This window comes from Hydrogenophaga sp., from assembly GCF_031426985.1.
Taxonomy (GTDB): Bacteria; Pseudomonadota; Gammaproteobacteria; order Burkholderiales; family Burkholderiaceae_C; genus Hydrogenophaga.
The window spans coordinates 18,664-43,471 of sequence record NZ_JASJOY010000038.1 but is presented as its reverse complement, the minus strand read 5'-3'; the positions used below and the strand labels follow the sequence as shown (position 1 = coordinate 43,471).

Here is a 24,808-nt window from a genome sequence, read left to right as displayed (position 1 = left end):
ACCAGCGCCAGCCAGGCCTTGCCCATGCGCTGCGAAAGCATGCGCTGGCGGCCGGCCTTGTTGATCGCATCGGCCAGGTCGCTGACCTGGGCCCGCGCGCCCAGCGGTGCGGCGGCGGCGGCGATGAGGAGGTGGCGGCGTTGCATGTCGGTCGGCTCAGACGGGGATCAGGGGGATGAACTGGCGCGTGTCCACGGCCGCGTCCTTGAAATCGAACCACGGGTCGGGCTCACCGTCCAGCGCGAACTGCAGCTGTTCCCACAGCGCCTTGCGGCCGGCGGCATCGTCCAGGATGCGCTGCTTGATGTAGTCCAGGCCCACGCGGTTGACGTAGTGCACCGTGCGTTCGAGGTACCAGCCTTCCTGGCGGTAGAGCTCGCAGAAAGCGCCGGTGTATTCCATGACCTCTTCGGCCGTCTTCACCTTGACCAGGAAGTGCGCCACCTCGGTCTTGATGCCGCCGTTGCCGGCGATGTACATCTCCCAGCCCGAGTCGACGCCGATCACGCCCACGTCCTTGATGCCGGCCTCGGCGCAGTTGCGCGGGCAGCCCGACACCGCGAACTTCACCTTGTGCGGCGCGTACATGCGCCACATGGCTTTTTCCAGGTCCTTGCCCATCTGGGTGCTGTCCTGCGTGCCCATGCGGCACCACTCGCTGCCCACGCAGGTCTTCACCGTGCGCAGCGCCTTGGCGTAGGCGTGGCCGCTGGGCATGCCGATGTCGCGCCACACCGCCTGCAGGTCTTCCTTCTTCACGCCCAGCAGGTCGATGCGCTGGCCGCCGGTGACCTTGACGGTCGGGATCTGGTACTTGTCCACCGCATCGGCGATGCGACGCAGCTCGTCGGCCGTGGTCTCGCCGCCCCACATGCGCGGGATCACGCTGTAGGTGCCGTCCTTCTGGATGTTGGCGTGGCTGCGTTCATTGATGTAGCGGCTTTGCGGATCGTCCTTCGCCTCTTTCGGCCAACTGCTGATGAGGTAGTAGTTGACGGCCGGGCGGCAGGAGGCGCAGCCGTTGGGCGTCTTCCAGTTCATGGCCTTGAAAACGTCGGTTATCGTCAGCAGCTTGTTGGCCACGATCGCCTCGCGCACCGCCTGGTGGCCGTGCTCGGTGCAGCCGCACATGGCCTTGGTCTTGGGCGTGGCCGAGTAGTCGCCGCCGGCGGTGAACATCAGGATCTGTTCCACCAGCCCGGTGCAGGAGCCGCAGGAGGCACTGGCCTTGGTGTGCTTGCGTACCTCGTCCAGTGTGAACAGGCCTTTTTCCTTGATGGCCTTGCAGATCGTGCCCTTGGTGACGCCGTTGCAGCCGCACACTTCATCGGTGTCGGCCATCGCGGCCGCCTTGCTGTGGCCCTCATGCCCGGCGTCGCCGATGTTCGATTCGCCGAACATCAGCTTGTCGCGGATGTCGGCCACCGGGCGGCCGTCGCGCAGCAGCTTGAAGTACCAGCTGCCGTCCACCGTGTCGCCGTAGAGGCAGGCGCCGATCAGCTTGTCGCCCTGGATCACGAGCTTCTTGTAGACGCCACCCGAGGGGTCGCTCATCACGATCTCTTCGGTGTCGTCACCGCCGGTGAAGTTGCCGGCGCTGAAGAGGTCGATGCCCGTGACCTTGAGCTTGGTGGAGGTGAGCGAGCCGGTGTAGCGGCCGATGCCGAACTCGGCCAGGTGCGTGGCCAGCACCTTGCCCTGCTCGAACAGCGGCGCCACCAGGCCGTAGGCGATGCCGCGGTGCGCCGCGCATTCGCCCACCGCGTAGATGCGCGGGTCGGTCACGGTCTGCATGGTGTCGCTGACCACGATGCCCTTGTTCACGTGCAGGCGCATGCTCTCGGCCAGGGCGGTGTTGGGGCGGATGCCCACGGCCATCACCAGCAGGTCGGCCGGCACTTCGGTCCCGTCCTTGAAGCGGATCGCTTTCACGCGGCCATCGTCACCGCCCACCAGCTCCTGCGTCTGCGCGCCGATCAGGAACTTCATGCCGCGCTCTTCCAGCGAGGCCTGCAGCATCTTGCCCGCCACGTCGTCCAGCTGGCGTTCCATCAGCCAGGGCGCGACGTGCACCACGCTGACCTGCATGCCGCGCTTCATCAGGCCGTTGGCCGCTTCCAGGCCCAGCAGGCCGCCGCCGATGACGACCGCGTGCTTGTAGGTCTTGGCCGCGTCGATCATGGCCTGCGTGTCGGCGATGTCGCGGTAGGCCAGCACGCCCTGCAGGTCTTTGCCGGGGATGGGCAGGATGAACGGGTTGGAGCCGGTCGCCATGATCAGGCGGTCGTACTCCGCCGAGACGGGCTCGCCGTTCGGGCCCACCGCGTGCACCACGCGCTTGACGCGGTCCACCTCGGTCACCTTGAAGCCCGCGTGCAGCGTGACGCCGTGCTCGGTGTACCAGGACCAGTCGTTGAGGATGATCTCCTCGATGGTCTGTTCGCCCGCCAGCACGGGGCTGAGCAGGATGCGGTTGTAGTTCGGGTGCGGCTCGGCGCCGAAGACGGTGATGTCGTAGAAGTCCGGCGCGATCTTCAGCAGTTCTTCGAGTGTGCGCACGCCGGCCATGCCGTTGCCCACCATCACCAGTTTCATCTTTTTCATCGTGGCCACTCCTGTGAAAGGTTCGAAGCGTTGGGGTGGGCGGGCCCGTGCGCTCGCGCTGACGACGCGAACGTGTGGGCACCGGCGCACCGGAAAGGGGGTTGGGGTTTCAGACCCGGTCGACAACCGGGGCGGAACCAGCCGTCGGGCCGGTTCACGCTGTGTCACTGCGCACGTCGTTGTGCTCAGGCCCACGACGCTGCGGTCGGGGTTGGACGCTTCGTCACGTCTGGCCTGTTCAATGCAAGAGGTGTGCCATATCATCGGCGCCCCGCAGCGGGTCGCGCGCCGGGCCGTTCGGGGCCCGGGGTCAGGGCGCTCGCCGGGCCCCGCTCCGTTTTCACAAGTGGTTGATTTGTATGACGTCTGTACTGGTTCTGCGCGACGGCCTGCCGGGCCTGCACCCCTTGATCCAAGACCTGGGCGGTGCCGGCTTCACCGTGCTGGCCGAGGTGGACGACCGCAGCAAACTGGTGCAGGCCGCCGTGCAGCACGCACCAGATCTGGTGGTGGGCGAGGCCGCGCGCCCCGATGAGGCGCTGTTCAAGGCCACGCAGACGCTGGCCGAGGTGCTGCCCCGGCCGGTGCTGCTGTTCACCCCGGACGCCGATGCCGCCCACATCGAACGCGCCACCGGCGCCGGCGTGCACGCCTGGGTGGTCAATGGCTACGGCGCCCAGCGCCTGCTGCCGCTGGCCCGCCTGGCGCAGGCGCGCTTCGAGCGCGAACAGGCCCTGCTGGAGCAGCTGCGCGACGTGTCGCAGCGCTTCGAGGAGCGCAAGCTGGTCGAGCGCGCCAAGGGCATCCTCATGCGCGCACGGGCGCTGACCGACGACGGCGCCTTCGAGCTGCTGCGCAACGCGTCCATGCACACCAACCAGCGCCTGGGCCAGGTCTCGCAGCAGATCATCCACTCGGCCCACTTCGCCGACGCCGTCAACCGCGCGGGGCAGCTGCGCATGCTCTCGCAGCGCCTGGTCAAGCTGCACCTGCTGCGGCTGGCCGACGTGCAGCCGCGCCAGCAGCAGGCGCTGCTGGACGATTCGGTGCAGCGCGTGGACGCCAACCTGGCCTGGCTGGGCAAGAACACCTCCGCCCCCAGCTTTGGCGAACCGCTGGGCCTGCTCAACGGCAGCTGGGCACCGCTGAAAACCGCGCTGACCGGCAAGCCCTCGCCCGATCGCGTGGCGCTGGTGGCCGACCTGGCCGACCGCCTGCTGCAAGACGCCGAGCGCCTGACCACCCGCTTGCAGAGCGCCGGCTCGGTCGCTTCGCTGCAGGTGCTCAACGTGGCCGGCCGCCAGCGCATGCTCTCGCAGCGTTTTGCCCAGCTCACGCTGCTGGACCTGCTGGGTGTGGACGTGGGCGCCGCCGACCGCGCCGCCACGCTCACCGCGGTGCAGGGCGACTTTGAACGCGCGCTGGCCTACCTGAACGGCCTGCCCCTGTCCACGCCCGACATCCGAGCCGCGCTGGACCAGGCCGCCACCGGCTGGCAGCAGATGCTGGCCGCCACCCCGCAAGACCGCCGCCCCGCCGGCCGCGACCGCCTGGCGCGGCTGGAGACCGTGGCGAACGCCAGCGAGGCGCTGCTGGCGCAATTCGAGAGTCTTTCGACGCATTACGAGCGCAGCATGCAGATGTTGATGGGATGAAAAGGACGCCCCCTGCGCCGCGCTGGTGCGCGTCACCCCCCACTGGGGGGCGATGCCTGCGGCCCGGCAAAGCCGGTTCCACGGCATCCTGGCAACGGGGGGACGCCACTGCTTTGCTGCGGCGCACCAAATTTGGGCGCTGTTCTTGCTAGGGTGGGTGCATGGCTTTTGACATCGACATCGGTTACGCCTCGCAGGCCGGCCGCAAAGAACCCAACGAAGACTTCTGCGCCGCCATGCTGCCGCCGCCGGGGCAGGCCGACATGGGCTCCATCGTCGCCATCGCCGATGGCGTGAGCGCGGGCGGGCTGGGCAAGGAGGCGGCGCAGACCACGGTCACCAGTCTGGTGCGTGATTACTACGGCACGCCCGAGCACTGGGACACCACGGTCGCCATGGACCGCATCATCGGCGCGCAGAACACCTGGCTGGCGGGGGTGAACCGGCGCCGGCAGCCGGCGATGGGCCTGACCACGCTCACGGCCATGGTGCTGCGCGGCCAGGGCTACACCCTGGCCCACGTGGGCGACACGCGCGCCTGCCTGCTGCGCCAAGGCCAGCTCACCCAGCTCACGCACGACCACGTCGCCACCCACCCCGACCTCAGCCACCAGCTGCTGCGCTGCATCGGCGTGGAAGACCGCGTGGTGGTCGACTACACCCAGGGCGACCTGCTGGTGGGCGACCTGTTCCTGCTCATGAGCGACGGCGTGCACAACCTGCTGAACGAGTCGCGCCTGAAGGCCCTGATCGACGAACACGGCGCCGATGCCCCCGCCCAGGTGCTGTGCGAAGCCCTGGTGGCCGCCGCCCTGCAGCGCGGCAGCCAGGACAACCTCACCGCGCTGGCCGTGCGCGTGCGCGGCCTGGACAGCGCCACCCTGCAGGACCAGAACCGCCTGGCTGCGCAGCTGCCCATCCCGCCCCGACTCAAGCTGGGCGAACCGATCGACGGCCTGCAGGTCACCGCCGTGGTGGCCGACAACGGCATCAACCTGGTCTACCAGGTGCGCGACCCGGCCACGCAGAAGCTTTACGCCCTCAAGACCCTGCACCCGCAGCGCGCGCACGACGCCGAAGAGCGCGCCATGCTCGCGCACGAAGCCTGGCTGGCGCGCCGCATGGCCACCAGCCGCGCGGCCGAACACCTGGTGGCCGTGCACGACGCGCCGCCCACGCTGGCAGCGGGGCAGGGTGCCAGTGCCTTCTACCTGCTGTACGACTGGCACGCCGGCGAGTCGCTGCAGCACATGCTCGACCGCCAGCACCACCCCGGCGTGGCCCAGTGCATCGCCATGGCCACGCAGGCCGCCAAGGCCCTGGGCCACCTGCACCGCCAGGGCGTCATCCACCGCGACGTCAAACCCGCCAACCTGCACCAGGGCGAAGACGGCGTGCTGCGCCTGCTCGACCTGGGCGTGGCGCTCAGCGGCCGCGAGCCCGCGTCGGCCCGCGCCCTGCACGCCGGCACGCCCAGCTTCATCAACCCCGAGCAATGGGGCTTCCGGCTGCGCGGCGGCGGGGTGGACACCGACGCCGATCCCGAAGCCGCCGACGCACGCAGCGATCTGTTCGCGCTCGGCGTCACGCTCTACCAGTTGCTGACGGGCAAGCTGCCCTATGGCGAGGTGCTGCCCTACCAGGCCGGGCGTTATTACCGTGACCCGGTGGCGCCCAGCCGGCACCAGCCCGGCGTGCCGATCTGGCTCGACCACATCGTGCTCAAGGCCGTCAGCCGCGACCAGAAACTGCGCTTCGAAACCGCCGAAGAACTGTTGCTCGCGCTGGAGCGCGGCGCCTCGCGCCCGCTCACCGCACCGCCCGCCACCCCGCTGATCCAGCGCGACCCGACCATGTTGTGGAAGCTGCTGCTGGGCTTCAGCGTGCTGCTCAACCTGCTGCTCATCTACTGGCTGGCGTTTCTGCCGCGCTGAAGATCGTGCGCCGCGTGGCTGGCCCAGGTTCACACCACCATCAGACGCATCGAGACGAAGCAGAGCGCCGCCAGGAACGCGGTTTCCAGGATGACCAGCACCACCGGCTTCCGGCCGACGCGCAGGATGCCCTGGCCCACATCGCGGCGCAGCTTCTGCACGCCTGGGCCGCGGCGACGTCGGCGCCCTGCAGCACCCCGTTGACCGGCATCGTGGTGTGGGCCAGCGGGTGGTCACGCACGCCGGCGTCCAACGCCTGGCGCAGCGACTCCGCGCACCGCAGCGCGTACCCAAACATGCCGGCGCTGGAGACGTGCAGCCGCTGCCCGGCGCGCAGGCCCGCGGCTGTGTCGGGGTGCAGGCTGGCGGCATGGTGCGAGACGGTCAGGCACTGCTCCGAAAAGGCGTTGGATCGTGTGCCGGCCCATGCGCTGCAACCGTGCCACTTGGCGGTCCTTGGTCTTGAAAAGCATCTGTGCCATCCACCCCTGCCCATGCGTTGAGCGGCCCCGGATGGCCAGTTCGGGGCCCATATTGTCCGAATTTGACACGGCCTGTCCTGTGTGAGCCTTGAGCTCCATGGCTCAAGCGGAGATATTCATCGCCACTCGAAATCAGAACTCCAGCGAGGGAGACAAGGCATGCAACAAACCATCGCTGAACCGGCGCCGAGCAGCGCGACGCTGGTGAACCCGGACGTGACGCTGGACGACAAATACCGCCAGCAGCAAGGCTGGATCTTCGTGTCTGGCACGCAGGCGCTGGCGCGCCTGCCGATCCAGCAGCGCATGCGCGACGCGGCCGAGGGCAAGAACACCGGCGGCTACATCTCGGGCTACCGCGGCTCGCCGCTGGGGCGCTACGACATGGACCTGTGGCAGGCCGCGCCCGTCTTGAAAGAACACAACATCGTCTTCCAGCCCGGCGTGAACGAGGACCTGGCGGCCACCGCCCTGTGGGGCTCGCAGCATGTGGGCAACTTCCCCGGCGCGCGGGTGGACGGGGTGTTCGGCATCTGGTACGGCAAGGGCCCAGGCGTGGACCGCAGCGTCGATGCGCTGCGCCACGCCAACACCGCGGGCACCTCGCCGCTGGGCGGCGTGATCGCACTGGCCGGTGACGACCATGGCGCGAAATCCTCCTCCATCGCCAATTTCTCGGACCCGCTGTTCATCGCCGCCGGCATGCCGGTGCTGTACCCGTCGAACACCCAGGAACTGCTGGACTTCGGACTGCACGGCATTGCCATGTCCCGCTTCTCGGGCTGCTGGGTCGGCATGAAGGTGGTGACCGATGTGGTGGAAGGCGGCGGCACCATCCGCGTGGCGCCGCACTGGCCGCCCATCACGCTGCCGCCCGTGCCGTCGCTGCCGGCGCCCAACCCCTTTGACGCGCCCAGCCTGAACATCCGCGCCGTCGACATGCCCCTGATCGGCGAAGACCGGCTCTACAACCACAAGCTGGGCGCCGCGCTGGCCTACGCCCGGGCCAACAGCCTGAACCGCATCACCCACCCGGTGGCGCGCGCGCGCGTGGCCATCGTGGCGGCGGGCAAGGCCTACCAGGACGTGCTGCAGGCCGTCATGGAACTGGGCTGGGACCGCGCGCAGTTGGCCGCCATGGGCATCCGCATCGCCAAGGTCGGCATGCTGTGGCCGCTGGACCCGGAGTTCGTGCGCGCAGCGGCGCAGGACGCCACCACGCTGCTGGTGGTGGAAGAAAAGCGCCCGCTGCTCGAAGACCAGATCAAGTCCATCCTCTACGACCTGGGGTTGCCCCAACCGCCGAAGGTCATCGGCAAGCGCGCCGGTGCACCCACCTACGGCGGCACGGCGCCGCGCGTGTTTCCGAACAACGCCGAGCTGTCGCCGCTGATCGTGGCCAAGGTGCTGACCGACCTGCTGCGCCAGCTCGACCCGGCCTGCGGTCTGGCGACGATCACGCTGCCCGTGCCGAAGCCGCCGCAGCCGCAGCGCAACGCCAGTTTCTGCTCGGGCTGCCCACACAACCGCTCGACCCAGGTGGTGAACGGCTCGCGTGCGCTGGCCGGCATCGGCTGCCACACCATCGCCATGCTGCAGGACCCCAAGAAAACCGGCACCGTGTCGCACATGGGCGGCGAGGGCGTGATGTGGCTGGGCCAGTCGCCCTTCACCGACGAAGCGCATGTGTTCGCCAACATGGGCGACGGCACCTATTTCCACAGCGGTTTTCTGGCCATCCGCCAGGCCATCGCCGGCAAGGTCAACATGACCTACAAGCTGCTGGTCAACGGCTTTGTGTCGATGACCGGCGGCCAGCCCATCGACGGCGACCTGGGGGTGCCCCAGACCATTGCCGAGTTGCTGGCCGAAGGCGTGCGCGAAATCGCGCTGGTCAGCGACGAACCTGAAAAGTACCAGGGCAGTTCCTTCGGGCCGCTGGTCACGGTGCACCACCGCGACGACCTGGAGGCGGTGCAGTTGCACCTGCGCACGGTCAAGGGCGTCACCGTGATGATCTACGAACAGCCTTGCGCCACCGAACGCCGGCGTCTGCGCCAACGCGGCAAGTGGGCGGACCCGGCCAAGCGAGCCTTCATCAACGCCGCGGTGTGCGAAGGCTGCGGCGACTGCAGCACGGCCTCCAACTGCCTGTCGATCGAGCCGCTGGAAACACCCCTGGGCCGCAAGCGCCAGATCAACCAGAACAGCTGCAACAAGGACCACACCTGCGTCGAGGGCTTCTGCCCCAGCTTCGTGACGGTGCACGGCGGGAGCCTGCGCAAGCCGGCCAAGGCCGGTGCGGGCCCGCAGGCCGCCTTGCTCGTGCCCCCCCTGCCGGACGTGCCGCGCCCCGTGCTGCGCAGCACCTCGGTGCTGGTGGCGGGCATTGGCGGCACAGGCGTGGTCACCATCGGGCAGATCCTGGGCATGGCCGCGCACCTCGACGGCCTGGCCTGCTCGATCCTGGACATCACCGGCCTGTCGCAGCAATACGGTGCCGTGCTCTCGCATGTGCACATCGCGGCGCATGCCGATCAATTGCACGCCACGCGCATCGCGCCGGGCCAGGCCGACACGGTGATCGGCTGCGACCTGATCGTCTGCGCCGGTGACGAAGCGCTGTCGCGCATGCAGCCCGGTCGCACCCGTGCGGTGGTCTGCACCGATGTGATCCCCACCTCGGATTTTTCGCGCAACCCGGACTGGGCGGTGGACAGCAACGCCATGCTCGGGAACATCCAGGCGGCCTGTGGCGGCGCGGTGTTCTCGGCCAATGGCATCGAGCTGGCCAAGGCCCTGCTGGGCGACACCGTGGCGGCCAACATGTTCATGCTGGGCGCGGCCTGGCAGCGTGGCTGGATTCCGGTCTCGCTGGCCGCGCTGGACCGGGCCATCGAACTCAACGGCACGCAGGTGGAATTCAACCGCGAGGCCTTCCTGTGGGGCCGCCGCGCCGCCGCCGACCTGGCCGCCGTGCGCCAGCGGGCCAAGCCCGCCACGGTGGTGGCATTTGTGCCGCGTGAGCGTGATGAAGATCCGGCGCAAATGATCGAGCGGCATCAGCGCTTTCTGACCGAGTACGACAACGTGGCCTATGCCCAGCGCTACCGCAGGCTGGTCGACCGGGTGGCCGCGCTCGACCCGAAACTGCAGGCCAATGGGCGTCTGACACAGGCCGTGGCGCTGAGCTATTTCAAGCTGCTGGCCATCAAGGACGAATGGGAAGTCGCGCGGCTCTACACCTCGGACGCCTTCGCCCAGCAGCTGCAAAGCACCTTTGACGGTGACTTCACGCTGCACTTTCACCTGGGTGCCTGGCCCTTTGCCAGGAAGGACCCGGTCACCGGCAAGCTCCGCAAGACCGAGCTCGGTCCCTGGGTGATGGGCGCGTTCAAGGTCATGAACGCGCTGCGCGGTCTGCGCGGGTCCTGGCTGGACCCGTTTCGCCACCGCGCAGACCGCCGACTCGGGCGCCAGCTGCTGGCGCAGTACGAGCGCGACATCGATGAGCTGCTGAGCCAGCCCCGCCGGCGCCCGCTGGACCGGGTGCTCAGGCTGGCGGCCTGGCCGCAAACGATCCGCGGCTATGGCCATGTGCGCGAGGCGGCTGCCCGGAAGGCCGCGGCCGAGCGGGCCGAACTGCTGGCGGCCCCTGTCGGGCAAACCATCCAGGCGGCCTGAAGGGGTGCAGAAGGAGACGCATGAACACCGTCGCATCCCTTCGCGCGCTGGTGGGTGAGACCGCGGTGCTGGACGCCTCGGCGCTGGCCACGCGCAGCGCAGGCGTCTTGCGCTCCGACCACCTGAAGGCAACGCTGATCAAGTCCCTCGCGGCGCGCTCATCCCGCTCTCGGGCGGTCTGCCGCGTTGCAAAGCCTCGCCGGGCCGCCCGGCCCGCCTGCGTTTTGCGCCTTGCAGCCCATCCCGACAGCGGGCGATCGCATCCACGGGGACTTGTTCAGCGTCGCCTTCAGGCCCAGGCGCTGGTGCGCCCGTCCACCACCGAGGAGTTGTCCCGTGTGCTGGCCTGGTGCCATGCGCAGGGCATTGGTGTGGTGCTGCAGGCGCTGCAAGAGGCCGTGGAGGCCCACGACCTGGTCTTCCCGCTGGACCTGGGGGCCCGCGGATCGGCCACGCTGGGGGGCAATGCCGCCACCAATGCCGGCAGCAACCGGGCGATCCGCTACGGAATGATGCGCGACATGGTGCCGGGCCTGGAGGTCGTGCTGGCCGATGGCACGGTGGTGTCGTCCATGAACCGGCCGATCAAGAGCAACACCGGCGACGACCTGAAGCAGCTGTTCATCGGCTCTGAGGGCACGCTGGGCGTCATCACCCGGCTGGTGCTGCGCCTGCGCGAGAAGCCGCAAAGCCACCAGGCGGCGCTGGTCGCGGTCGAGCGCTTCGATGCGGTGGCCGCGCTGCTCAAGCACATGGACCGCTCGCTCGGTGGCGCGCTGTCCGATGCCGATATGCAGGCCCTCTGGTCACTGCGCGACGACGTGATGCAGGTCACCGTGGGTGGCGCGCCGGTGGTCTTCGATGTGTCCTTGCCGATCGCGGAAATGCAAGCCTTTGTCACCGCGCTGCGCCAGGCCTTGCCACAGGCGATCGGTGAACACCCGTTGTGGGTGTTCGGCCACCTGGGCGACGGCAATCTGCACGTGATCGTCCAGGTGCCCGCGCCGGACCACCTGGCGCTGCGGCAGCGGGGCGAAGCCCTGGTCTACGAGGGCCTGCGGGCCTTCTGCGGCTCGGTGTCTGCCGAGCACGGCATCGGCCTGGAAAAGAAACCCTGGCTGCCCATCAGCCGCAACCCCGGCGAGATCGCCTTGATGCGCTGCCTGAAACAGGCGCTCGATCCGAAAAACATTCTCAACCCAGGAAAGATGTTCTGACGCCACGCCCCCCGATTTCCCTCCCCCGCTCCCTGACCGCAGCTTGATCAACAAACCAACAACCACTTTGGAGATACCCCATGCAAGGCGATATTGTTTCCAGCATCTTTTTGCCGGCCAGTCTGGCATTCATCATGTTTTCACTCGGCCTGGGGCTGACCCCCGGCGATTTCCGTCGCATCGTGGCACAACCGCGCGCGCTGCTGGTGGGCGTGGGCTGCCACTTCGTATTGCTGCCGCTGGTGTGCTACCTGATGGTGCAGGCCTTCGGCATCACCGGTGTGTTTGCGGTGGGCTTCATGATCGTGGCCGCGTGCCCGACCGGTGCCACCTCCAACATCCTGACCTACATCGCGCGGGGTGACGTGGCCCTGGCGGTGAGCTTCACCGCCGTGGCCAGCGTGCTGACCATCTTCACGCTGCCCTTCATCGTGGCCTGGGCGCTGGGCCACTTCGTGGGCACGCAGCAGACGGTGGAGGTGCCGGTGCGCCTGATCATGGGGCAGGTCTTCATGCTGCTGGCCTTGCCGGTGGCCGTGGGCATGGGGGTGCGCCACCTGTGGCCGGCCGCAACGCAGCAACGCGAGCCCTTGGCGACCCGCATCGGCACGGTGCTGTTCGTGATCATTCTGCTGGCGTCCATCTTCAAGAACTGGCCCTTGCTGCGCGACAACTTCAGCACCCTGGCGCCGTTCGCCCTGGGCCTGAACCTGACCATGCTGGCGATTGGTTTCTCGGTCGCCTGGCTGGCACGTCTGTCGCGGCGCCAGTCGGTGACCCTGGGGATCGAAACCGCCGTGCAGAACGCGGCACTGGCGCTGGTGATCGCCAGTTCGGTGCTCAAGCAGGATGCCATGGCCGTGCCGGGCGTGCTCTATGGCGTGCTGATGTACGTGGGTGGTCTGCTGTTCGCGAACCTGATGCGCCGCTTCACGAAGACGGACCAGAACCTGGGCGCCGTGCCCGGCGCGGTGTAAGCGCGGCCGGCCGGACACCGCTGGCGGTCCGCCAGAGGGTGGCGGCAGGGCGCTGCCTGACAGCGGGCGCCGGCCGACGTGGCTGCGGTCAGGCCGCGTTGCGACCCCAGCCCTCGCAGCGCTCGGCGTCGATCGGGTGCTCCGCCGCCCGGAAGCGCGCCGCGGCGGCGGCAAAGCGCGCCTGCGCCTCGTCGGCGGCGCCGCATGCGGCCGCCATGTGGCCGCGCACCTCGTCGTGCGCGGCGTACCACGCCGGCAGGCGCATCACCACGTTGGCCAGGTAGGCGCACTGCGCCTCGTGTTGCTCGGCCAGCGCCACTTCGCCGGCGCGCGCGGCGGCGATGGCCGCGGGCACGGCGAAGGTGATGCGGCAGCCCGGGCAGGTTTCCAGCGGCCCGCGCACCGAGGCGCTGGCGTCCTCCATCACGTGCAGCGCCGCGCCCGGGTCGTCGGCGTGCAGGTTGATGCGCGTGCCGTAGATGCGGTCGAGCAGATGAAAGCCGATGTCGGTCTGGCGCGCCACGTCCAGCGCTTCATCGACGAGCGCGCGGGCCTCGTCCCGCTTGCCCTCGTGCAGGGCCAGTTCGGCCAGGCGCTGCAGCGAGAGCGCTTCGCCCACCGGACCGCCGATGGCGCGGTGCAGCCGGGCGCCTTCCACCAGGTGCTCGCGCGCTTCGCTCAGGCGGCCGGCCAGCCACTCGGCCTCGCCGCGCAGCGTCACGCCGAACGCGTGGCCGCGTGCGGCGCCCAGGCGCTGGGCCTCGGTGGACAGGGCCTGGGCAAACTGGATGACCTCGGCGTAGGGCCGCGCGCCGTACAGGAAGCGCTGGGTGATGCACAGGTGGCCGTCGAACACGCGCAGCGCCAGGTGCGGCACCTGGCTGGTCTCGTGCAGGTCGGCCCAGACGCTGCGGTGCAACTCGCCGCGCGCGTGCGCCGCTGCGGCCTGCGCCCACGACGCGATGACCAGCGAGGTGGTGTCGCCCGACTGCAGCGCCAGCCGCCGCGCCACCGCCGCCTTGGCCGTGCCGATGGCGGGGTCGCCGGTGCCCAGCGCGGCCGCGCCGCTGTAGGCCAGGGCTTCGCACAGCTGGCCTTCGACGCTGGTGGGCGTGAGGCCGGCCAGCACGAGCAGCGCCCCTTTGGGATCGCCCAGCTTCACCTGGGCCAGCGCGGCCTTGGCGCGCAGGTTGTGGCTCTCGGGTTCCCCCGCCACGTCGGCGGCGGCGTGGTACGCGGCCAGCGCGGCGGGTTCGCCCATGGCGTCCAGCGACTCGGCGCGCAGCCGCAGGCCCTCGGCGTGGTCGGCCTGGAACGCCAGCAGCGGTTCGAGGTGGCGCAGCGCGTCGCTGAAAGCGGCCAGGCGCACGGCCTCGCGCGCGGCGGCCAGCAGCCAGGGCCTCGCCTCACCCGGTTGGCCGGCCGCCAGCCAGTGGCGGGCGATGCCGGCCGGCGGGCCGTCGAGCTCGGCCAGGCGGGTGGCGATGCGGCGGTGCATCTTCAGGCGGTGGTGGGGCGGCACCTGGTCGATCAGCGCCTGCTGCACCAGGTGGTGGCGAAAGCGGTAGCGGCTGCCCAGCGGCAGCAGCACGCCGGCAGCCAGGGCGGCGTCCAGCGACGCCAGGCTGGGCACCTGGGCCTCGGCGGCCAGCGCCTCGACGGTGGCGGCGTCCAGCTCGTCGCTGCACAGGGCCATCCACTTGAGCAGCGCCAGCGCACTGTCGGGCACGTCGCACAGCCGCTCGGTGAGGGCCTCGGCCACGCCGCCGGGCAAGCGCCCTTCGGCGCCAGCGCCGGCACAGCGCGCCAGCTCGATGGCGGCGAAAGGGTTGCCCTCGGCCGCGCGCACGATGCGCGCCACGCCCTCGGCCGACACGCCGGCGGGTGCCACCCGCGCCACCAGCCGGCCGCACTCGTCGTCGGGCAGCGGCTCCAGATCGAGCAGCTGCAGCACGCCCGCGCGTTGCAGCCGGCCCAAGGCGCGCGCCAGCGGGCTGCCCGCCGCCGGCGGACGCGTGGCGAGCAGCAGGCACAGGCCGGCGCCGGTGGCCGCCAGCTGCGTGAGCACGTCGACATCGGCATCGTCGGCGAGGTGCGTGTCGTCCACCTGCAGCAGCACGTCCTGGCCCGGCGTGGCGGCCAGCAGCAGGCGCTGGATGGCCCCCACCACCTGGTGCCGGCCCAGCGGGCCGGGCAGGGGGGCGGCCGGTCCGGCGTGCGGGCTGAGCAGCGCCAGCACCGAGCGCGCCTGCGCCCCGACGCGGTCGAGCACGCTGCGGTCGGCGACGATCAGCCGTTCGGTGATGTCGCACATCACCGCGTAGGTGCGGCCGGTCTGCGCCGCCCCGACCCGGCACACCGCCCAGCCGTGGGTCTGCGCCTGCGCGGCGATCTCGCGGCCGAGGGCGCTCTTGCCGATGCCGGGCGGCCCGCGCAGCACGATGCCCCCCGGGCGCTCTTGGGTGCTCATGCCCAGCCAGGCGGCGGCCTGGGCACTGGCCTGGGCGCGGCCGACGAAGGCGGGCCCGGCCACCTGCAGGCCGGCGATGCAGCGCTCGTACAGCGCCTGGGTCTGCGCGTCCGGTGACACGCCCAGGTCCTGCTGCAGCGCCTCGCGCAGGTGGGCGTACCAGCGCAAGGCGGCGGCCCGGTTGCCAGCCGCCAGCTCGCGTTGCATCAGCGCGCGGTGCGCCGCCTCGTCTTCCGGGTCGATCTGCGCCAGCCGCTCCCATTGGCCGCTGGCGCGCAGCAGCTGCAGCTGGCGTTCGTGCAGGCGTTCGCGGGTCGCTTCGGCCCAGGGTTCAAAGCGCGCGCCGGGCAGCAGGTCGCCCGCGTAGCTGGCGGCGGCATCGGCACAGCCGGCGGGGTCGCGTTGCGCCAGGGCGGCATCGGCGCGCTGCTCGAATTGCTGCGCGTCCACCACCACCGGGCGCTCGGGCCACAGCAGCACCTCGCCGGCCTGCAGCACGATGCCGTCGTGCCGCCCCAGCGCCTGGCGCGCGTGGTGGGCGGCTTTTCGCAGGTTGGCGGCACCGGCCTCGGGTTCGAGCTGCGGCCACAGCGCGTCGATCACCTCGTCGCGCGAGAGCCGCTGGTGCGGCTGCAGGCACAGCAACTGCACCAGCTGCGCGGCGCGCAGGCTGGGCCAGCGCTCGGCCGCCAGCTCGACCCCGTCGATGGCGACCGCAAAACGGCCCAGCAAAACAACATCAAGGCGGGTGAAGGCCCCGGGCGGAAGGCTGGGCGGATGGATGTCCATGAGCGCGAGCGTAAGACCGCGAGCGGACCGCCACAAGCCCCGCAGACCCCAGGAACGATTCAGGAACGCCGGCCCGGCAATCTGTGGTCACGCCGAGCGACGGTTCGCCGACGTGAACCACGAGGAGCCCCCATGACCTGTCTCACACGCCCCCTTCCCGGCACAGGCACCGTGCCGGTCCTGATGCTGCTGCCGCAACCGCTGACCGCGCAGGCCCTGCGCGACCTCGAGCACGCGTTGGCCGACGCGCTGGCCACGCGGGGTCGCGACCCACACGCGGCCGAGGCTGCCGACCTCGAATACGCCTCCTGGATGCCCGATCCCGGTGCCATCGAGGTGGCGTCGTGGGCCGCCCACTTGCGGCCCGCTGTGCGCTGACCCGCCGCCGTCACCCCGCAGACCCACCGTTGCACCCATCCACCCAAGGAGAGCCGACATGAACACCACTGCTGCCACCACCACCCTCTACGAGCGCCTGGGTCGCCGCGAGGGCATCACCCGCATCACGGCGGACCTGATGAAGAACCACCTGGCCAACCCGCTGGTGAACGCGCGCTACAGGAACAGCGAGGACCTGGCCCGTGTGGAGCGCCGCGCGGTCGAGTTCTTCTGCGCCGGCACCGGCGGCCCCGAGGTCTACACCGGCCAGGACATGGTGAGCACGCACAAGGGCATGAACATCAACGAACAGGAGTTCATGACCGTCATCGACGACGCGATGGACGCGCTGCAGAAGAACGGCATCGACGACGCCACGCGCAACGAGGTGCTGGCCATCCTGTGGTCGATGCGGCGCGAGGTGATCCGGGTGTGACAGCCGATCACCGGGTGAGCACCCGGTGGTCACCGCGCTGCGCGGTGGCTAGGTATCGACCTGATCAGGTGCCGACCTGATCGCTGAGCCGCCAGCGACCGGGTTCGATCGGCAGGAAGGCCTCGATCGCGGCGGTCGCGATGACGTGGGTGCTGTCCTGCTGGGCATCGTGCACATCCAGCCCCCCCAGGACGGCCGTGACCTCGGCGCGGCCCCGCGGCAGTTCGGCGCAGACCTTGGCAATGTCCACCTGATCGGGCTGCTGAACGCCGATGGTGACCTGCACCCGCATGTCGCGGTGGTCGTAGCCCAGCGACTTGAACAGCACGATCGACGAGTGGTGCAGCGCGTCCTGCACGGCCCGGCAGGCCGCCTTGGTGTAGTCGCACCCGTAGAGGTCGTTGCCCGAGCCCATTTCCAGGATGATGCGCCGTTCAGCCATGGGTGGACTCCATGTCGAACGAGACCATGACCGCGGCGTTGGCGACGACGCTCCACCCTGGTTTTTCCCGGCGTGGAATGTCCAGGCCCCCCTTGACCACGGTGATCGTCGGCTGCCCGTAGGGAAAGACCCCCGTCAACGCGGCGATGTCCACCAGGTCGGGCCGTTGCACACCGAGTTCGACGTCGATGAGCATGGCCTCCTTGGGAAAGTCAAACGCTTCGGCCACGTTCAGCGAGTGGTGCCACAGGGCGTCGCGGATGGCGCGTGCGCAGGCCTCGGTGTAGTTGCCGCTGCGGATCGAGGTGCCCATGCCGAACTGGGTGACAAGGCGTTGCTTGGGCATGAAAGTTCTCCGGTCAAAAAATCGCTGGTTGCGGCTGCTGCTGTGGCTGCGTCAGTGGGCCTGGTGATACCGGACCACGAAGTGTTTGGTCGTGGTTTCGACCACCTCCCAGCAGCCGCTGAAGCCGTTGGGGATCATGAAGGCGTCACCGGTCGTGAAGGTTCGCACCGTGCCATCGTCGCCGATCAGGCGCACATGGCCGCTCACGATGTGGCAGAACTCGTCGCGGTGGGTGAAGGCCCGCCACTTCCCGGGCGTGCTGGTCCAGGTGCCCGCGATCACCTCGCCCTTCGCGTCGCTGAAGAAGACCGTGGTCTTGTGGTGCGGGTCCCCCTGCAGCACGCGGTCGGGCAGGTCGCGCAGGCGCCGGGCCTCCTGGGTGCCTGGGTCTTGCTGGAAGTCGATCACTTGTGGTGTGGATGGCATGTCGGGTTCTTTCTTCGACGGCACGGTCAGATCTTCTCGTCGCGCAGCCAGTACCACTTGTAGAGGAAGAACTGGCCGAAGCGGCGGAAGGGGGCGAAGGCTTCGGAACGCACCATGTTCCAGATGTTGGGGTATTCGAGCGGCGAGTTGTAGATCGGCAGATTCATGACCTCACGGCCGGCGTCCTTGCCCGCCACCTGCTCGGCGATGCGCTTGCCGGCCCAGGTGGACGAGGCCACGCCGTTGCCGCCATAGCCCAGCGCGTGCCACACCGTCTCTTTGGGGTCCGGGCGGGTGATGCGCGGCATCATGTCGTGGCTCACGTCGACCCAGCCCCACCAGGAGTGATCGATCTTGATGTCGGTCAGCGGCGGGAACTTGCGTGCGATGGCGTCGGTGAGCAGCTTCAGGTGCACCGGATCCTGGGCGTCGGCGCCGGTGATCGAGCTGCGGCTGCCCAGCTGCAGGCGGTTGCCTTCGAGCAGACGGTAATAGAAGCGCAGGGTGCGCGTGTCCGTCATGAAGGTCTTGGTGTGGAAATGGCAGGCGGCCATTTCGGCGTCGCTCAGGGGGCGCGTGACCACCGAGTTGGACAGGATGGGCAGGATCTTGTTCTTGAGCACCGGGGTGAGTTTCTGCCCGGAGTAGCCCCCGGTGCAGAGCACCACCCGCTTGGCGCGGACGACGCCGCCGGGTGTCTGCAGGTGGTGCACGCCGTTGACGGTCGTCCAGCCCTGCACCGGGCTGGCCGGGTGCACCTTCACACCCAGTTCGCGCGCCTTGCGGATCAGGCCGAACGTGAACTTCAGCGGGTGGATGCCGATGCCTTCTTCTTCGTACATCGCGCCGACATGTTCGCGTTCGTCGCAGTGCTGTTCCCGCACTTCGTCGGGGGTGAGCATGCGCGAGCGGTAACCGAACACCTCGTTGCGCACGCGGGTCATCTCGCGCAGGTACTCCAGCTTCTTGGGGCGGTGGGCCAGGTAGAGGTGGCCGCCGTCATAGGCCTCGCACTCGATCTCTTTGGTGAGCGCGCGGAAGTTCTCGAAACCCATGCGCACCTCGGCGTCGAGGCGCTTGGCCACGTCCAGGCCCCAGCGCTCGATCCACTGCGAGCGGGTGAGTCGGCCGTTGGCGTTCTGACCCTGACCGCCGCTGCGGCTCGAACAACCCCAGGCGGTCTGGGCCGCGTCCAGCACCGTGGCGCAGATGCCGTGTTCACGCGCCAGGTACAGCGCGGTGGACATGCCGGTGGAACCCGAGCCGATCACCACCACGTCGGTGTCGATGTCACCGCGCACCGGGCCGTCGTCGGGCGGCGGGCTGCCCGCCGAGGCCACCCAGTAGGTGGGCGCATAACCGGTGCCCTGGCCGGGCGTGGCCTGCACCAGGGGATCGTAGGTCGGGTCGTAGGGCCGCAGCACGCGGCCGCCGATGGTGGTCGAGGTCATCCATTGTCTCCAGGGTTTGTGGGGGGAACGCCGGTCGTCGGGTCAGGGCAGATCCATGCGAGCCATGCGCAGAGGTCACGGAACACAGGTCCCTTGAACCCCATCCGGGCCAAGCATAGGCAGGACCCGCCGGCGCTGGTTAGAACCAGTTGCGGCCATTTCATGGGGCCAGAAACCCCCGAGATGCGGACCCTGGGTGTGACCTTGGGGGTTTACCCGGAGGTCTGGTCTTAACGATTCGCCGCCGCTGGTTCTACAGCCACAGGGGCTTCGACTTCAACAATGCAGCCCGGGCACAAAACCGCTCTGGCACACACACCGTCCGCCCACCGCGATGGTGGGCCAGCCCGCTCGAAACCGCCACAGGAGACAACATGAACGAACCGCAGACAAGCATCACCGAGCACACCCTTGCCGCGTTTGCCGAGGCCTGGAACCGCCACGACCTGGAGGCCCTGATGGGCTTCATGCACGAGGACTGCGTGTTCCATGCGGTGGCGGGCCCCGACCTGCTGGGCCGCACCTTCACCGGGCGCGCCGAAGTGCGCGAAGGCTTCAAGGCCGCCTGGACCACGCTGCCCGACGCCGCCTGGCTGGACGGTGAGCATTTCGTCGTGGGCAACCGCGGCGTGTCGGAAAGCACCTTCAAGGGCACCCAGGCCGACGGCTCGCGCATCGAGGCCCGCATGGTCGACGTGTTCACGTTCAAGGACGGCAAGATTCTGATCAAGAACGCCTTCCGCAAGAACCGGCCGGCGCAGCCCGCGGCCTGAGCCGCCCCCTGTTTTCCGTGAGCGCCCGGCGCGACCGCCCGGGCCCACGACACCTGGCATCCCCTGTTGAAGACCGATCACCAAGTCGGTGCGATTCTTTTCCCCGTAAACCAACTCTGGAGACATCCATGACATTCAAAACCACCACCCTGGTCTCTCTGCTCGCCGCATCCTCCTTCTTCGCCGGGGGCAGCGCGCTGGCCACCACCTTCAAGGTCGCCGTGGGCGATGCCCAGGGCAGCGCCCAGTGGGAAATGGCGTCCAAGTTCAAGTCGTCTTTTGAAGCCAAAGTCGCCGGCAAGCACAAGGTCGATCTGTTCCCCAACGGCCAGCTCGGCAGCGAAGAGACCACGATCAACAGCGCGTCGATGGGCACCCTGGACTTCTCGGTCCTGGCCATCAACAACATCACGCCGTTTTCGCCCACGGTCGGTGTGCTCACGCTGCCGTACGTGATCCAGAGCACCGAAGAGGCCAGGAAGCTGGTGACCGGGGCGGTGGGCAAGGAGCTGACCGCCAACACCGTGCGCGACGCGGGCGTGCGCATCGTCGGCTGGACGTTTTCGGGCTTTCGCGTGCTGACCAACTCCAAGAAGCCGGTCAAAACCCTGGCCGACCTCCAGGGCCTGAAGATCCGTGTGCCCAAGAACGAGATCATGATCGCGTCCTACCAGGCCTGGGGCATCAACCCCACGCCGATGGCCTGGTCTGAAACGTTCACCGCGCTGCAGCAGCGCGTGGTCGATGGTCAGGACAACCCCTACGTCACCGTGAGCGCGATGAAGTTCAGCGAGGTGCAGAAGTACATCACCAACATCCGCTACGTGTTCTCGCTCGAACCCATCATCGTGGGCGAAGGCACGTTCAAGAAGCAGCCCGCCGACGTGCAGAAGGCGATCCTGGACGCGGGCGCCGAAGCGACCGAGCACAGCTTCAAGTGGCTCAATGAGACCGAAGGCAAGATCAAGAAGGACCTGATCGCCAAGGGCATGCAGATCACCGAGCCGGCCGATGGCGAAAAGGAGTGGATCTCCAAGGCCACGACCGCCGTGTGGCCGAAGTTCTACGACAGCATCGGCGGCAAGGCCAAGCTGGACGCGGTTCTGAAAACCCTGGGCCGTTGATCGCCTGAGCGCGGGCGGCCACACGATGTGGCCGCCTTTTTTGGCTTCTGTGTTGACCTGCGCTTGTGAAAGCGCCTGCTCTGGCGTGCCCTGCGCGCCCCTTGTTGAGGTAACTGCCATGACGCTTGCGCGCAAAACCCTGGCCTTTTTGAACGACATCGAGACCCTGGTGTGCGAATGGCTGCTCGCGCTGTTCGTGATCCTGCTGTTCGCGCAGATCGTCGCGCGCCAGCTGTTCGGTTATTCCATCGCCTGGTCCGAAGAGCTCTCCACCTACATGTTTGTCTGGTTCGCCTACCTCGGCTCTGTCGTGGCGGCCAAGATGTCGGCCCACAACCGCGTCACCTTCCACATGCAGTTCATGCCGAAGGCGCTGGCCAAGACGCTGATGACCGTGGCCGACCTGCTCTGGGTGGGCTTCAACATCTACTTCGTCTGGCTCAGCTACGACTTCGTGTTCAACCGCATGAACCTGTTCTGGAAGTCCCAGACGCTGGGCCTGCCGATGAAGTACTTCTACATGGTGCTCCCGATCGCGTTTGCCCTGATGTCGATCCGTGTGCTGTGGAACACCTACCTGAGCGTGGTGAAAGGCGAAGAGCTGCTGGATCCGGAAACCGCCGAGATCAAGAAGATGCAAGAGAACAACGACGCGGCGGCGGTTCGCTGAGCCCGCACTGGAGACCCCTCATGGACATGTACGTTGCAGAAATCCTGTTTGGCGGCTTCGCGCTGCTGCTGTTGCTGGGTGCGCCGATCACGGTGGCGCTGGGCGGTGCGGCCATGGGCGCCTACGTGGTGCTCGACAAGGACCCGATCGCCCTGGTGCAGATCGCCTTCAACTCGGTCGGCAGCTTTCCGCTGATGGCCCTGCCGGCCTTCGTGCTGGCCGGTGCGCTGATGGAGGCCGCGGGCATTTCGCGGCGCCTGGTCGACATCGCCGAAACCATGGCCGGCCCCATCACCGGTGGCCTGGGCGTGGCGACGGTGCTGGCCTGCCTGTTCTTCGGCGCGATCTCGGGCTCGGGCCCGGCCACCACCGCCGCCGTGGGCATGCTGATGATTCCGGCCATGACCAAGCGCAATTACGACCGGGCCTACGCTTCGGCGGTGACCGCCGCGTCGGGCGGGCTGGGCATCATCATCCCGCCCTCGATCCCGATGGTGATCTTCGGCATCGCGGCGCTGGGCATGGAGCCGCCTCCCGAGGCGGTGGAGAAGTTCGGCACCTTCGCGTCCCTGTCCATCCCCAAGCTGTTCATCGCCGGCGTGATGCCCGGCCTGCTGATGGCGGGCAGCCTGCTGGTGATGAACTACTTCATCTCCAAGAAGAGCGGCTACCGCGGTCTGTCGGAGACCTGGTCGGGCCACGAACTGCGCGCCGCGCTCAAGCGGGGGGTCTGGTCGATCCTGGCGCCGCTGATCATCCTGGGCGGCATCTACGCGGGCATCTTCACGCCCACCGAGTCGGCCATCGTGGCCATCTTCTACACCCTGTTCATCGGCTGGTTCGTGCACCGCGAACTGCGCTGGGGCGCGATCAAGACGGCGCTGCGCACCACCACCTGGATCACCGGGCGCGTGCTGCTGATCCTGTTCACCGCCACCGCGTTCGGCCGCCTGCTGGTAGAGCAGCGCATCCCCAGCGACATTGCCGAGTCCATGCTCAGCCTGACCTCCAACCCCTACATCATCTGGGCGATGGTGATCGTGTTCCTGCTGTTCGTGGGCATGTTCATGGAAACGCTGGCGGCCATCCTGATCCTGGTGCCGGTGCTGCTGCCGGTGATGTACATGACGGGCGCCGACCCGACCCATGTGGGCATCGTGGTGATCTGCACCCTGTCGATCGGGTTCATGACCCCGCCGCTGGGCGAGAACCTGTTCGTGGCCTCGGGTATCGGGGGCGAGTCGGTGGAGAAGATCGTCGTCCGGGTGATGCCCTTCGTGATCGTGAGCACCATCGCCACCTTCCTGATCGCCTACTTCCCCAAGATCTCGCTCTGGCTGCCGTCCATGGTTGGTTATTGAGTCGAGACCGTCGCCTCCGCACAACCGCCGTCGGCCGATTCAGTTCGGCGGACGGCGGTTTTGCATGTCGGTGATCACCTCGGCCAGGGTCGCGATGCCTTCTTCGATCACCCGCGCATTGATGGACTGAAAGCCCAGCCGGATGAATGGGCGCTGGGGGTCTTCCGCCTGGAAAAACACGTCCCCCGGTTCGATCAGCACGCCGCGCTCTGCCGCGCGCTGCGCCAGCTCAAAGGGGTGGACGTTGTCGGGCAGTTGCACCCAGCAGGAGCCCCCGCCGCCGAACGGCGTCACTTTGCACTGCGGGGCGCGGCGCGCCAGTGCGTCGAGCATCAGGGTGCCGCGTTCCTTTTGTGCCTCGGCGAGCCGCTTGAGGTGGGCGTCGTTGTAGCCCAGCGAGATGAACAGCGAGAGGCTGCGCTGGATGAAGGACGAGGGGTGGCGGAGCATGAGCCGCCGCAACGCGCGCAGCTCGGTGATCAGCTCGGGCGCCGCGACGATGTAGCCGATGCGCAGACCCGGCGCCAGGCTCTTGGAGAGGCTGCCGATGTAGATGACCCGGTGGTTGCGGTCCAGGCTTTTGAGGGCCGGAATGGGATTGCCCGAGAAGTTGTTCTCGCTCTCGTAATCGTCTTCGATGATCACCAGGTTGCTGGCATTGGCCAGGCGCAACAGCTCCTCGCGGCGGTGCAGCGGCATGGTCACCCCGGTCGGGCACTGGTGGCTGGGGGTGGTGTAGAGGTAGTCGTGTTTGCGCAGGCCGTCGTGGACGATCAGGCCGTTGTCGTCCACCGGCAGCGGCGTGATTTCGGCGTTGCGGCTGGTGAAGATGTTGCGCGCATCGGGGTAGCCGGGGTTTTCGATGCCGACCCGGATGCCTTCGCGCACCAGCAGGTCGGCCACCATGTAGAGCGCGTGCTGCGCGCCCACGGTGATGATGAGCTGGTCGGGCGTGGCCCACACGCCGCGCCGGGGCAGCACGCGGGTGCAGATCTGCTCCACCAGGGACTCGTCGTCGCGGGTGATCTGGTCGGGCGCCCAGTCCCGGATGTCCAGCACGCTCAGCGCCTTGAGGCAGCACTCGCGCCAGGCGGCGGTGGGGAACAGCGATTCGTCGAACTGGCCGTAGAGGAACGGGTAGGGGCTCTTCTGCCAGTTGAAGGGCTTGACGATGCTGCGCTGCAGGCTGGGGTGCTGGCAGAGCCGCTTCTTCCAGGCAATGGCGGGCTGGTCGGGCAGGTCCTCGGGCACCGTCCGCGTCTGCGCGCGCTGACCCAGCAGGGCCGCGCTGACGAAATGGCCCTTGCGCTCACGGGATTCGAGGTAGCCCTCGTCGGCCAGCTGCTGGTAGGCCAGCACCACCGTGATGCGGCCCACACCCAGCTCGGTGGCGAGTTCGCGGCTGGACGGCACCGGCGCGCCGGGCTTGAGCTGGCCGTCCAGGATCGCCGAGACCAGCATCTCCCGGATGCGACCTTGCAGGGTCAGGTTTTCGCGGGCGCTGCGCTGCAGCAGCTGCTTCCACATCGCGCCTTGTAGGGGTTGGACCATGGGCGTCTGTTCTGTGCGTGCAGAGAAATGGTGGCTCG

General features: G+C 68.5%; 20 protein-coding genes and 1 pseudogene. 11 read left to right on the top strand and 10 right to left on the bottom strand.

All coding sequences use genetic code 11. The features are described 5' to 3' along the window. Together RMP09_RS04935 and nirB are read right to left on the bottom strand one after the other, a co-directional pair. On the bottom strand, positions 1-146 hold a 146-nt coding region (locus tag RMP09_RS04935; RefSeq protein WP_310564887.1), incomplete at its 3' end, for a type IV pili methyl-accepting chemotaxis transducer N-terminal domain-containing protein. A 10-nt stretch (positions 147-156) separates the two neighbouring features. Then, positions 157-2,604, bottom strand: coding sequence for a nitrite reductase large subunit NirB (nirB, locus tag RMP09_RS04930; protein WP_310564886.1), 2,448 nt, complete (start codon positions 2,602-2,604; stop codon positions 157-159). Between the two features lie 359 nt (positions 2,605-2,963). Between nirB and RMP09_RS04925 the strand changes: the two genes are divergently transcribed. Both RMP09_RS04925 and RMP09_RS04920 read left to right on the top strand, forming a co-directional pair. Further along, complete coding sequence (locus tag RMP09_RS04925) at positions 2,964-4,259, top strand: type IV pili methyl-accepting chemotaxis transducer N-terminal domain-containing protein (RefSeq protein ID WP_310564885.1); 1,296 nt, start codon at positions 2,964-2,966, stop codon at positions 4,257-4,259. A 161-nt stretch (positions 4,260-4,420) separates the two neighbouring features. After that, positions 4,421-6,193 carry a bifunctional protein-serine/threonine kinase/phosphatase gene (locus RMP09_RS04920; RefSeq protein WP_310564884.1) on the top strand — a complete coding sequence of 591 codons (1,773 nt, stop codon included), beginning with the start codon at positions 4,421-4,423 and terminating at the stop codon, positions 6,191-6,193. A 29-nt stretch (positions 6,194-6,222) separates the two neighbouring features. Here RMP09_RS04920 and RMP09_RS04915 read toward each other — a convergent pair whose 3' ends face one another. Next, on the bottom strand, positions 6,223-6,354 hold the full coding sequence (locus tag RMP09_RS04915; protein WP_310564888.1) for a hypothetical protein: 132 nt from the start codon (positions 6,352-6,354) through the stop codon (positions 6,223-6,225). 53 nt (positions 6,355-6,407) lie between these two features. Beyond that, positions 6,408-6,689 (bottom strand): annotated as a pseudogene (locus tag RMP09_RS04910) (AraC family transcriptional regulator ligand-binding domain-containing protein); the annotation flags it as partial. A 145-nt stretch (positions 6,690-6,834) separates the two neighbouring features. Here RMP09_RS04910 and RMP09_RS04905 point away from each other — a divergent pair. The 3 genes from RMP09_RS04905 to RMP09_RS04895 all read left to right on the top strand — a co-directional run bounded on the left by RMP09_RS04905 (position 6,835) and on the right by RMP09_RS04895 (position 12,553). Further along, the gene (locus tag RMP09_RS04905) at positions 6,835-10,359 is read left to right on the top strand and encodes an indolepyruvate ferredoxin oxidoreductase family protein (RefSeq protein ID WP_310564883.1); all 3,525 of its coding nucleotides are present in this window, start codon (positions 6,835-6,837) and stop codon (positions 10,357-10,359) included. Positions 10,360-10,379: 20 nt separating this feature from the next. Beyond that, the gene (locus tag RMP09_RS04900) at positions 10,380-11,576 is read left to right on the top strand and encodes an FAD-binding oxidoreductase (protein ID WP_310564882.1); all 1,197 of its coding nucleotides are present in this window, start codon (positions 10,380-10,382) and stop codon (positions 11,574-11,576) included. Positions 11,577-11,656: 80 nt separating this feature from the next. Further along, positions 11,657-12,553 carry a bile acid:sodium symporter family protein gene (locus RMP09_RS04895; protein ID WP_310564881.1) on the top strand — a complete coding sequence of 299 codons (897 nt, stop codon included), beginning with the start codon at positions 11,657-11,659 and terminating at the stop codon, positions 12,551-12,553. Positions 12,554-12,641: 88 nt separating this feature from the next. On the opposite strand, the gene RMP09_RS04890 is transcribed toward RMP09_RS04895, so the two are convergent. Then, positions 12,642-15,812, bottom strand: a complete 3,171-nt coding sequence (locus RMP09_RS04890; RefSeq protein ID WP_310564880.1) for an ATP-binding protein — start codon at positions 15,810-15,812, stop codon at positions 12,642-12,644. A 132-nt stretch (positions 15,813-15,944) separates the two neighbouring features. Here RMP09_RS04890 and RMP09_RS04885 point away from each other — a divergent pair, with 132 nt between their 5' ends. Together RMP09_RS04885 and RMP09_RS04880 are read left to right on the top strand one after the other, a co-directional pair. After that, positions 15,945-16,190 carry a hypothetical protein gene (locus tag RMP09_RS04885; protein WP_310564879.1) on the top strand — a complete coding sequence of 82 codons (246 nt, stop codon included), beginning with the start codon at positions 15,945-15,947 and terminating at the stop codon, positions 16,188-16,190. A 58-nt stretch (positions 16,191-16,248) separates the two neighbouring features. Further along, on the top strand, positions 16,249-16,626 hold the full coding sequence (locus tag RMP09_RS04880; protein ID WP_310564878.1) for a group 1 truncated hemoglobin: 378 nt from the start codon (positions 16,249-16,251) through the stop codon (positions 16,624-16,626). Between the two features lie 64 nt (positions 16,627-16,690). Here the strand turns inward: RMP09_RS04880 and RMP09_RS04875 are convergent, their stop codons facing one another. The 4 genes from RMP09_RS04875 to RMP09_RS04860 are packed head-to-tail and all read right to left on the bottom strand — an operon-like array spanning position 16,691 to position 19,291. Beyond that, positions 16,691-17,068 (bottom strand): Lin0512 family protein, encoded by a 378-nt coding sequence (locus tag RMP09_RS04875; RefSeq protein ID WP_310564877.1) that lies wholly within the window; start codon positions 17,066-17,068, stop codon positions 16,691-16,693. After that, positions 17,061-17,414 (bottom strand): Lin0512 family protein, encoded by a 354-nt coding sequence (locus RMP09_RS04870; protein WP_310564876.1) that lies wholly within the window; start codon positions 17,412-17,414, stop codon positions 17,061-17,063. The genes RMP09_RS04875 and RMP09_RS04870 overlap by 8 nt, the downstream gene beginning before the upstream one ends. A gap of 51 nt (positions 17,415-17,465) precedes the next feature. Beyond that, on the bottom strand, positions 17,466-17,864 hold the full coding sequence (locus tag RMP09_RS04865; RefSeq protein WP_310564875.1) for a cupin domain-containing protein: 399 nt from the start codon (positions 17,862-17,864) through the stop codon (positions 17,466-17,468). Positions 17,865-17,866: 2 nt separating this feature from the next. Beyond that, on the bottom strand, positions 17,867-19,291 hold the full coding sequence (locus RMP09_RS04860; protein WP_310564874.1) for an FAD-binding oxidoreductase: 1,425 nt from the start codon (positions 19,289-19,291) through the stop codon (positions 17,867-17,869). Between the two features lie 374 nt (positions 19,292-19,665). On the opposite strand from RMP09_RS04860, the gene RMP09_RS04855 reads away from it, so the two are divergent. The 4 genes from RMP09_RS04855 (at position 19,666) to RMP09_RS04840 (ending at position 23,219) form a co-directional block, all read left to right on the top strand. Next, positions 19,666-20,064 (top strand): nuclear transport factor 2 family protein, encoded by a 399-nt coding sequence (locus RMP09_RS04855; protein WP_310564873.1) that lies wholly within the window; start codon positions 19,666-19,668, stop codon positions 20,062-20,064. A gap of 128 nt (positions 20,065-20,192) precedes the next feature. Then, positions 20,193-21,188, top strand: coding sequence for a TRAP transporter substrate-binding protein (locus RMP09_RS04850; RefSeq protein ID WP_310564872.1), 996 nt, complete (start codon positions 20,193-20,195; stop codon positions 21,186-21,188). A 118-nt stretch (positions 21,189-21,306) separates the two neighbouring features. Next, on the top strand, positions 21,307-21,858 hold the full coding sequence (locus tag RMP09_RS04845; protein ID WP_310564871.1) for a TRAP transporter small permease: 552 nt from the start codon (positions 21,307-21,309) through the stop codon (positions 21,856-21,858). 20 nt (positions 21,859-21,878) lie between these two features. Beyond that, the gene (locus RMP09_RS04840; RefSeq protein ID WP_310564870.1) at positions 21,879-23,219 is read left to right on the top strand and encodes a TRAP transporter large permease; all 1,341 of its coding nucleotides are present in this window, start codon (positions 21,879-21,881) and stop codon (positions 23,217-23,219) included. Positions 23,220-23,258: 39 nt separating this feature from the next. Here RMP09_RS04840 and RMP09_RS04835 read toward each other — a convergent pair whose 3' ends face one another. After that, entirely contained in the window at positions 23,259-24,770 is a 1,512-nt protein-coding gene (locus RMP09_RS04835) for a PLP-dependent aminotransferase family protein (protein WP_310564869.1), read from the bottom strand. Between the last annotated feature and the right edge of the window lie 38 nt (positions 24,771-24,808).

What these genes read in the sequence shown, in the direction of transcription:
- nirB (WP_310564886.1), bottom strand. Translation starts at nt 2,604, where the DNA reads ATGAAAAAGATGAAACTGGTGATGGTGGGCAACGGCATGGCCGGCGTG.
- RMP09_RS04925 (WP_310564885.1), top strand. Translation starts at nt 2,964, where the DNA reads ATGACGTCTGTACTGGTTCTGCGCGACGGCCTGCCGGGCCTGCACCCC.
- RMP09_RS04920 (WP_310564884.1), top strand. Translation starts at nt 4,421, where the DNA reads ATGGCTTTTGACATCGACATCGGTTACGCCTCGCAGGCCGGCCGCAAA.
- RMP09_RS04905 (WP_310564883.1), top strand. Translation starts at nt 6,835, where the DNA reads ATGCAACAAACCATCGCTGAACCGGCGCCGAGCAGCGCGACGCTGGTG.
- RMP09_RS04900 (WP_310564882.1), top strand. Translation starts at nt 10,380, where the DNA reads ATGAACACCGTCGCATCCCTTCGCGCGCTGGTGGGTGAGACCGCGGTG.
- RMP09_RS04895 (WP_310564881.1), top strand. Translation starts at nt 11,657, where the DNA reads ATGCAAGGCGATATTGTTTCCAGCATCTTTTTGCCGGCCAGTCTGGCA.
- RMP09_RS04890 (WP_310564880.1), bottom strand. Translation starts at nt 15,812, where the DNA reads ATGGACATCCATCCGCCCAGCCTTCCGCCCGGGGCCTTCACCCGCCTT.
- RMP09_RS04885 (WP_310564879.1), top strand. Translation starts at nt 15,945, where the DNA reads ATGACCTGTCTCACACGCCCCCTTCCCGGCACAGGCACCGTGCCGGTC.
- RMP09_RS04880 (WP_310564878.1), top strand. Translation starts at nt 16,249, where the DNA reads ATGAACACCACTGCTGCCACCACCACCCTCTACGAGCGCCTGGGTCGC.
- RMP09_RS04875 (WP_310564877.1), bottom strand. Translation starts at nt 17,068, where the DNA reads ATGGCTGAACGGCGCATCATCCTGGAAATGGGCTCGGGCAACGACCTC.
- RMP09_RS04870 (WP_310564876.1), bottom strand. Translation starts at nt 17,414, where the DNA reads ATGCCCAAGCAACGCCTTGTCACCCAGTTCGGCATGGGCACCTCGATC.
- RMP09_RS04860 (WP_310564874.1), bottom strand. Translation starts at nt 19,291, where the DNA reads ATGACCTCGACCACCATCGGCGGCCGCGTGCTGCGGCCCTACGACCCG.
- RMP09_RS04855 (WP_310564873.1), top strand. Translation starts at nt 19,666, where the DNA reads ATGAACGAACCGCAGACAAGCATCACCGAGCACACCCTTGCCGCGTTT.
- RMP09_RS04850 (WP_310564872.1), top strand. Translation starts at nt 20,193, where the DNA reads ATGACATTCAAAACCACCACCCTGGTCTCTCTGCTCGCCGCATCCTCC.
- RMP09_RS04845 (WP_310564871.1), top strand. Translation starts at nt 21,307, where the DNA reads ATGACGCTTGCGCGCAAAACCCTGGCCTTTTTGAACGACATCGAGACC.
- RMP09_RS04840 (WP_310564870.1), top strand. Translation starts at nt 21,879, where the DNA reads ATGGACATGTACGTTGCAGAAATCCTGTTTGGCGGCTTCGCGCTGCTG.
- RMP09_RS04835 (WP_310564869.1), bottom strand. Translation starts at nt 24,770, where the DNA reads ATGGTCCAACCCCTACAAGGCGCGATGTGGAAGCAGCTGCTGCAGCGC.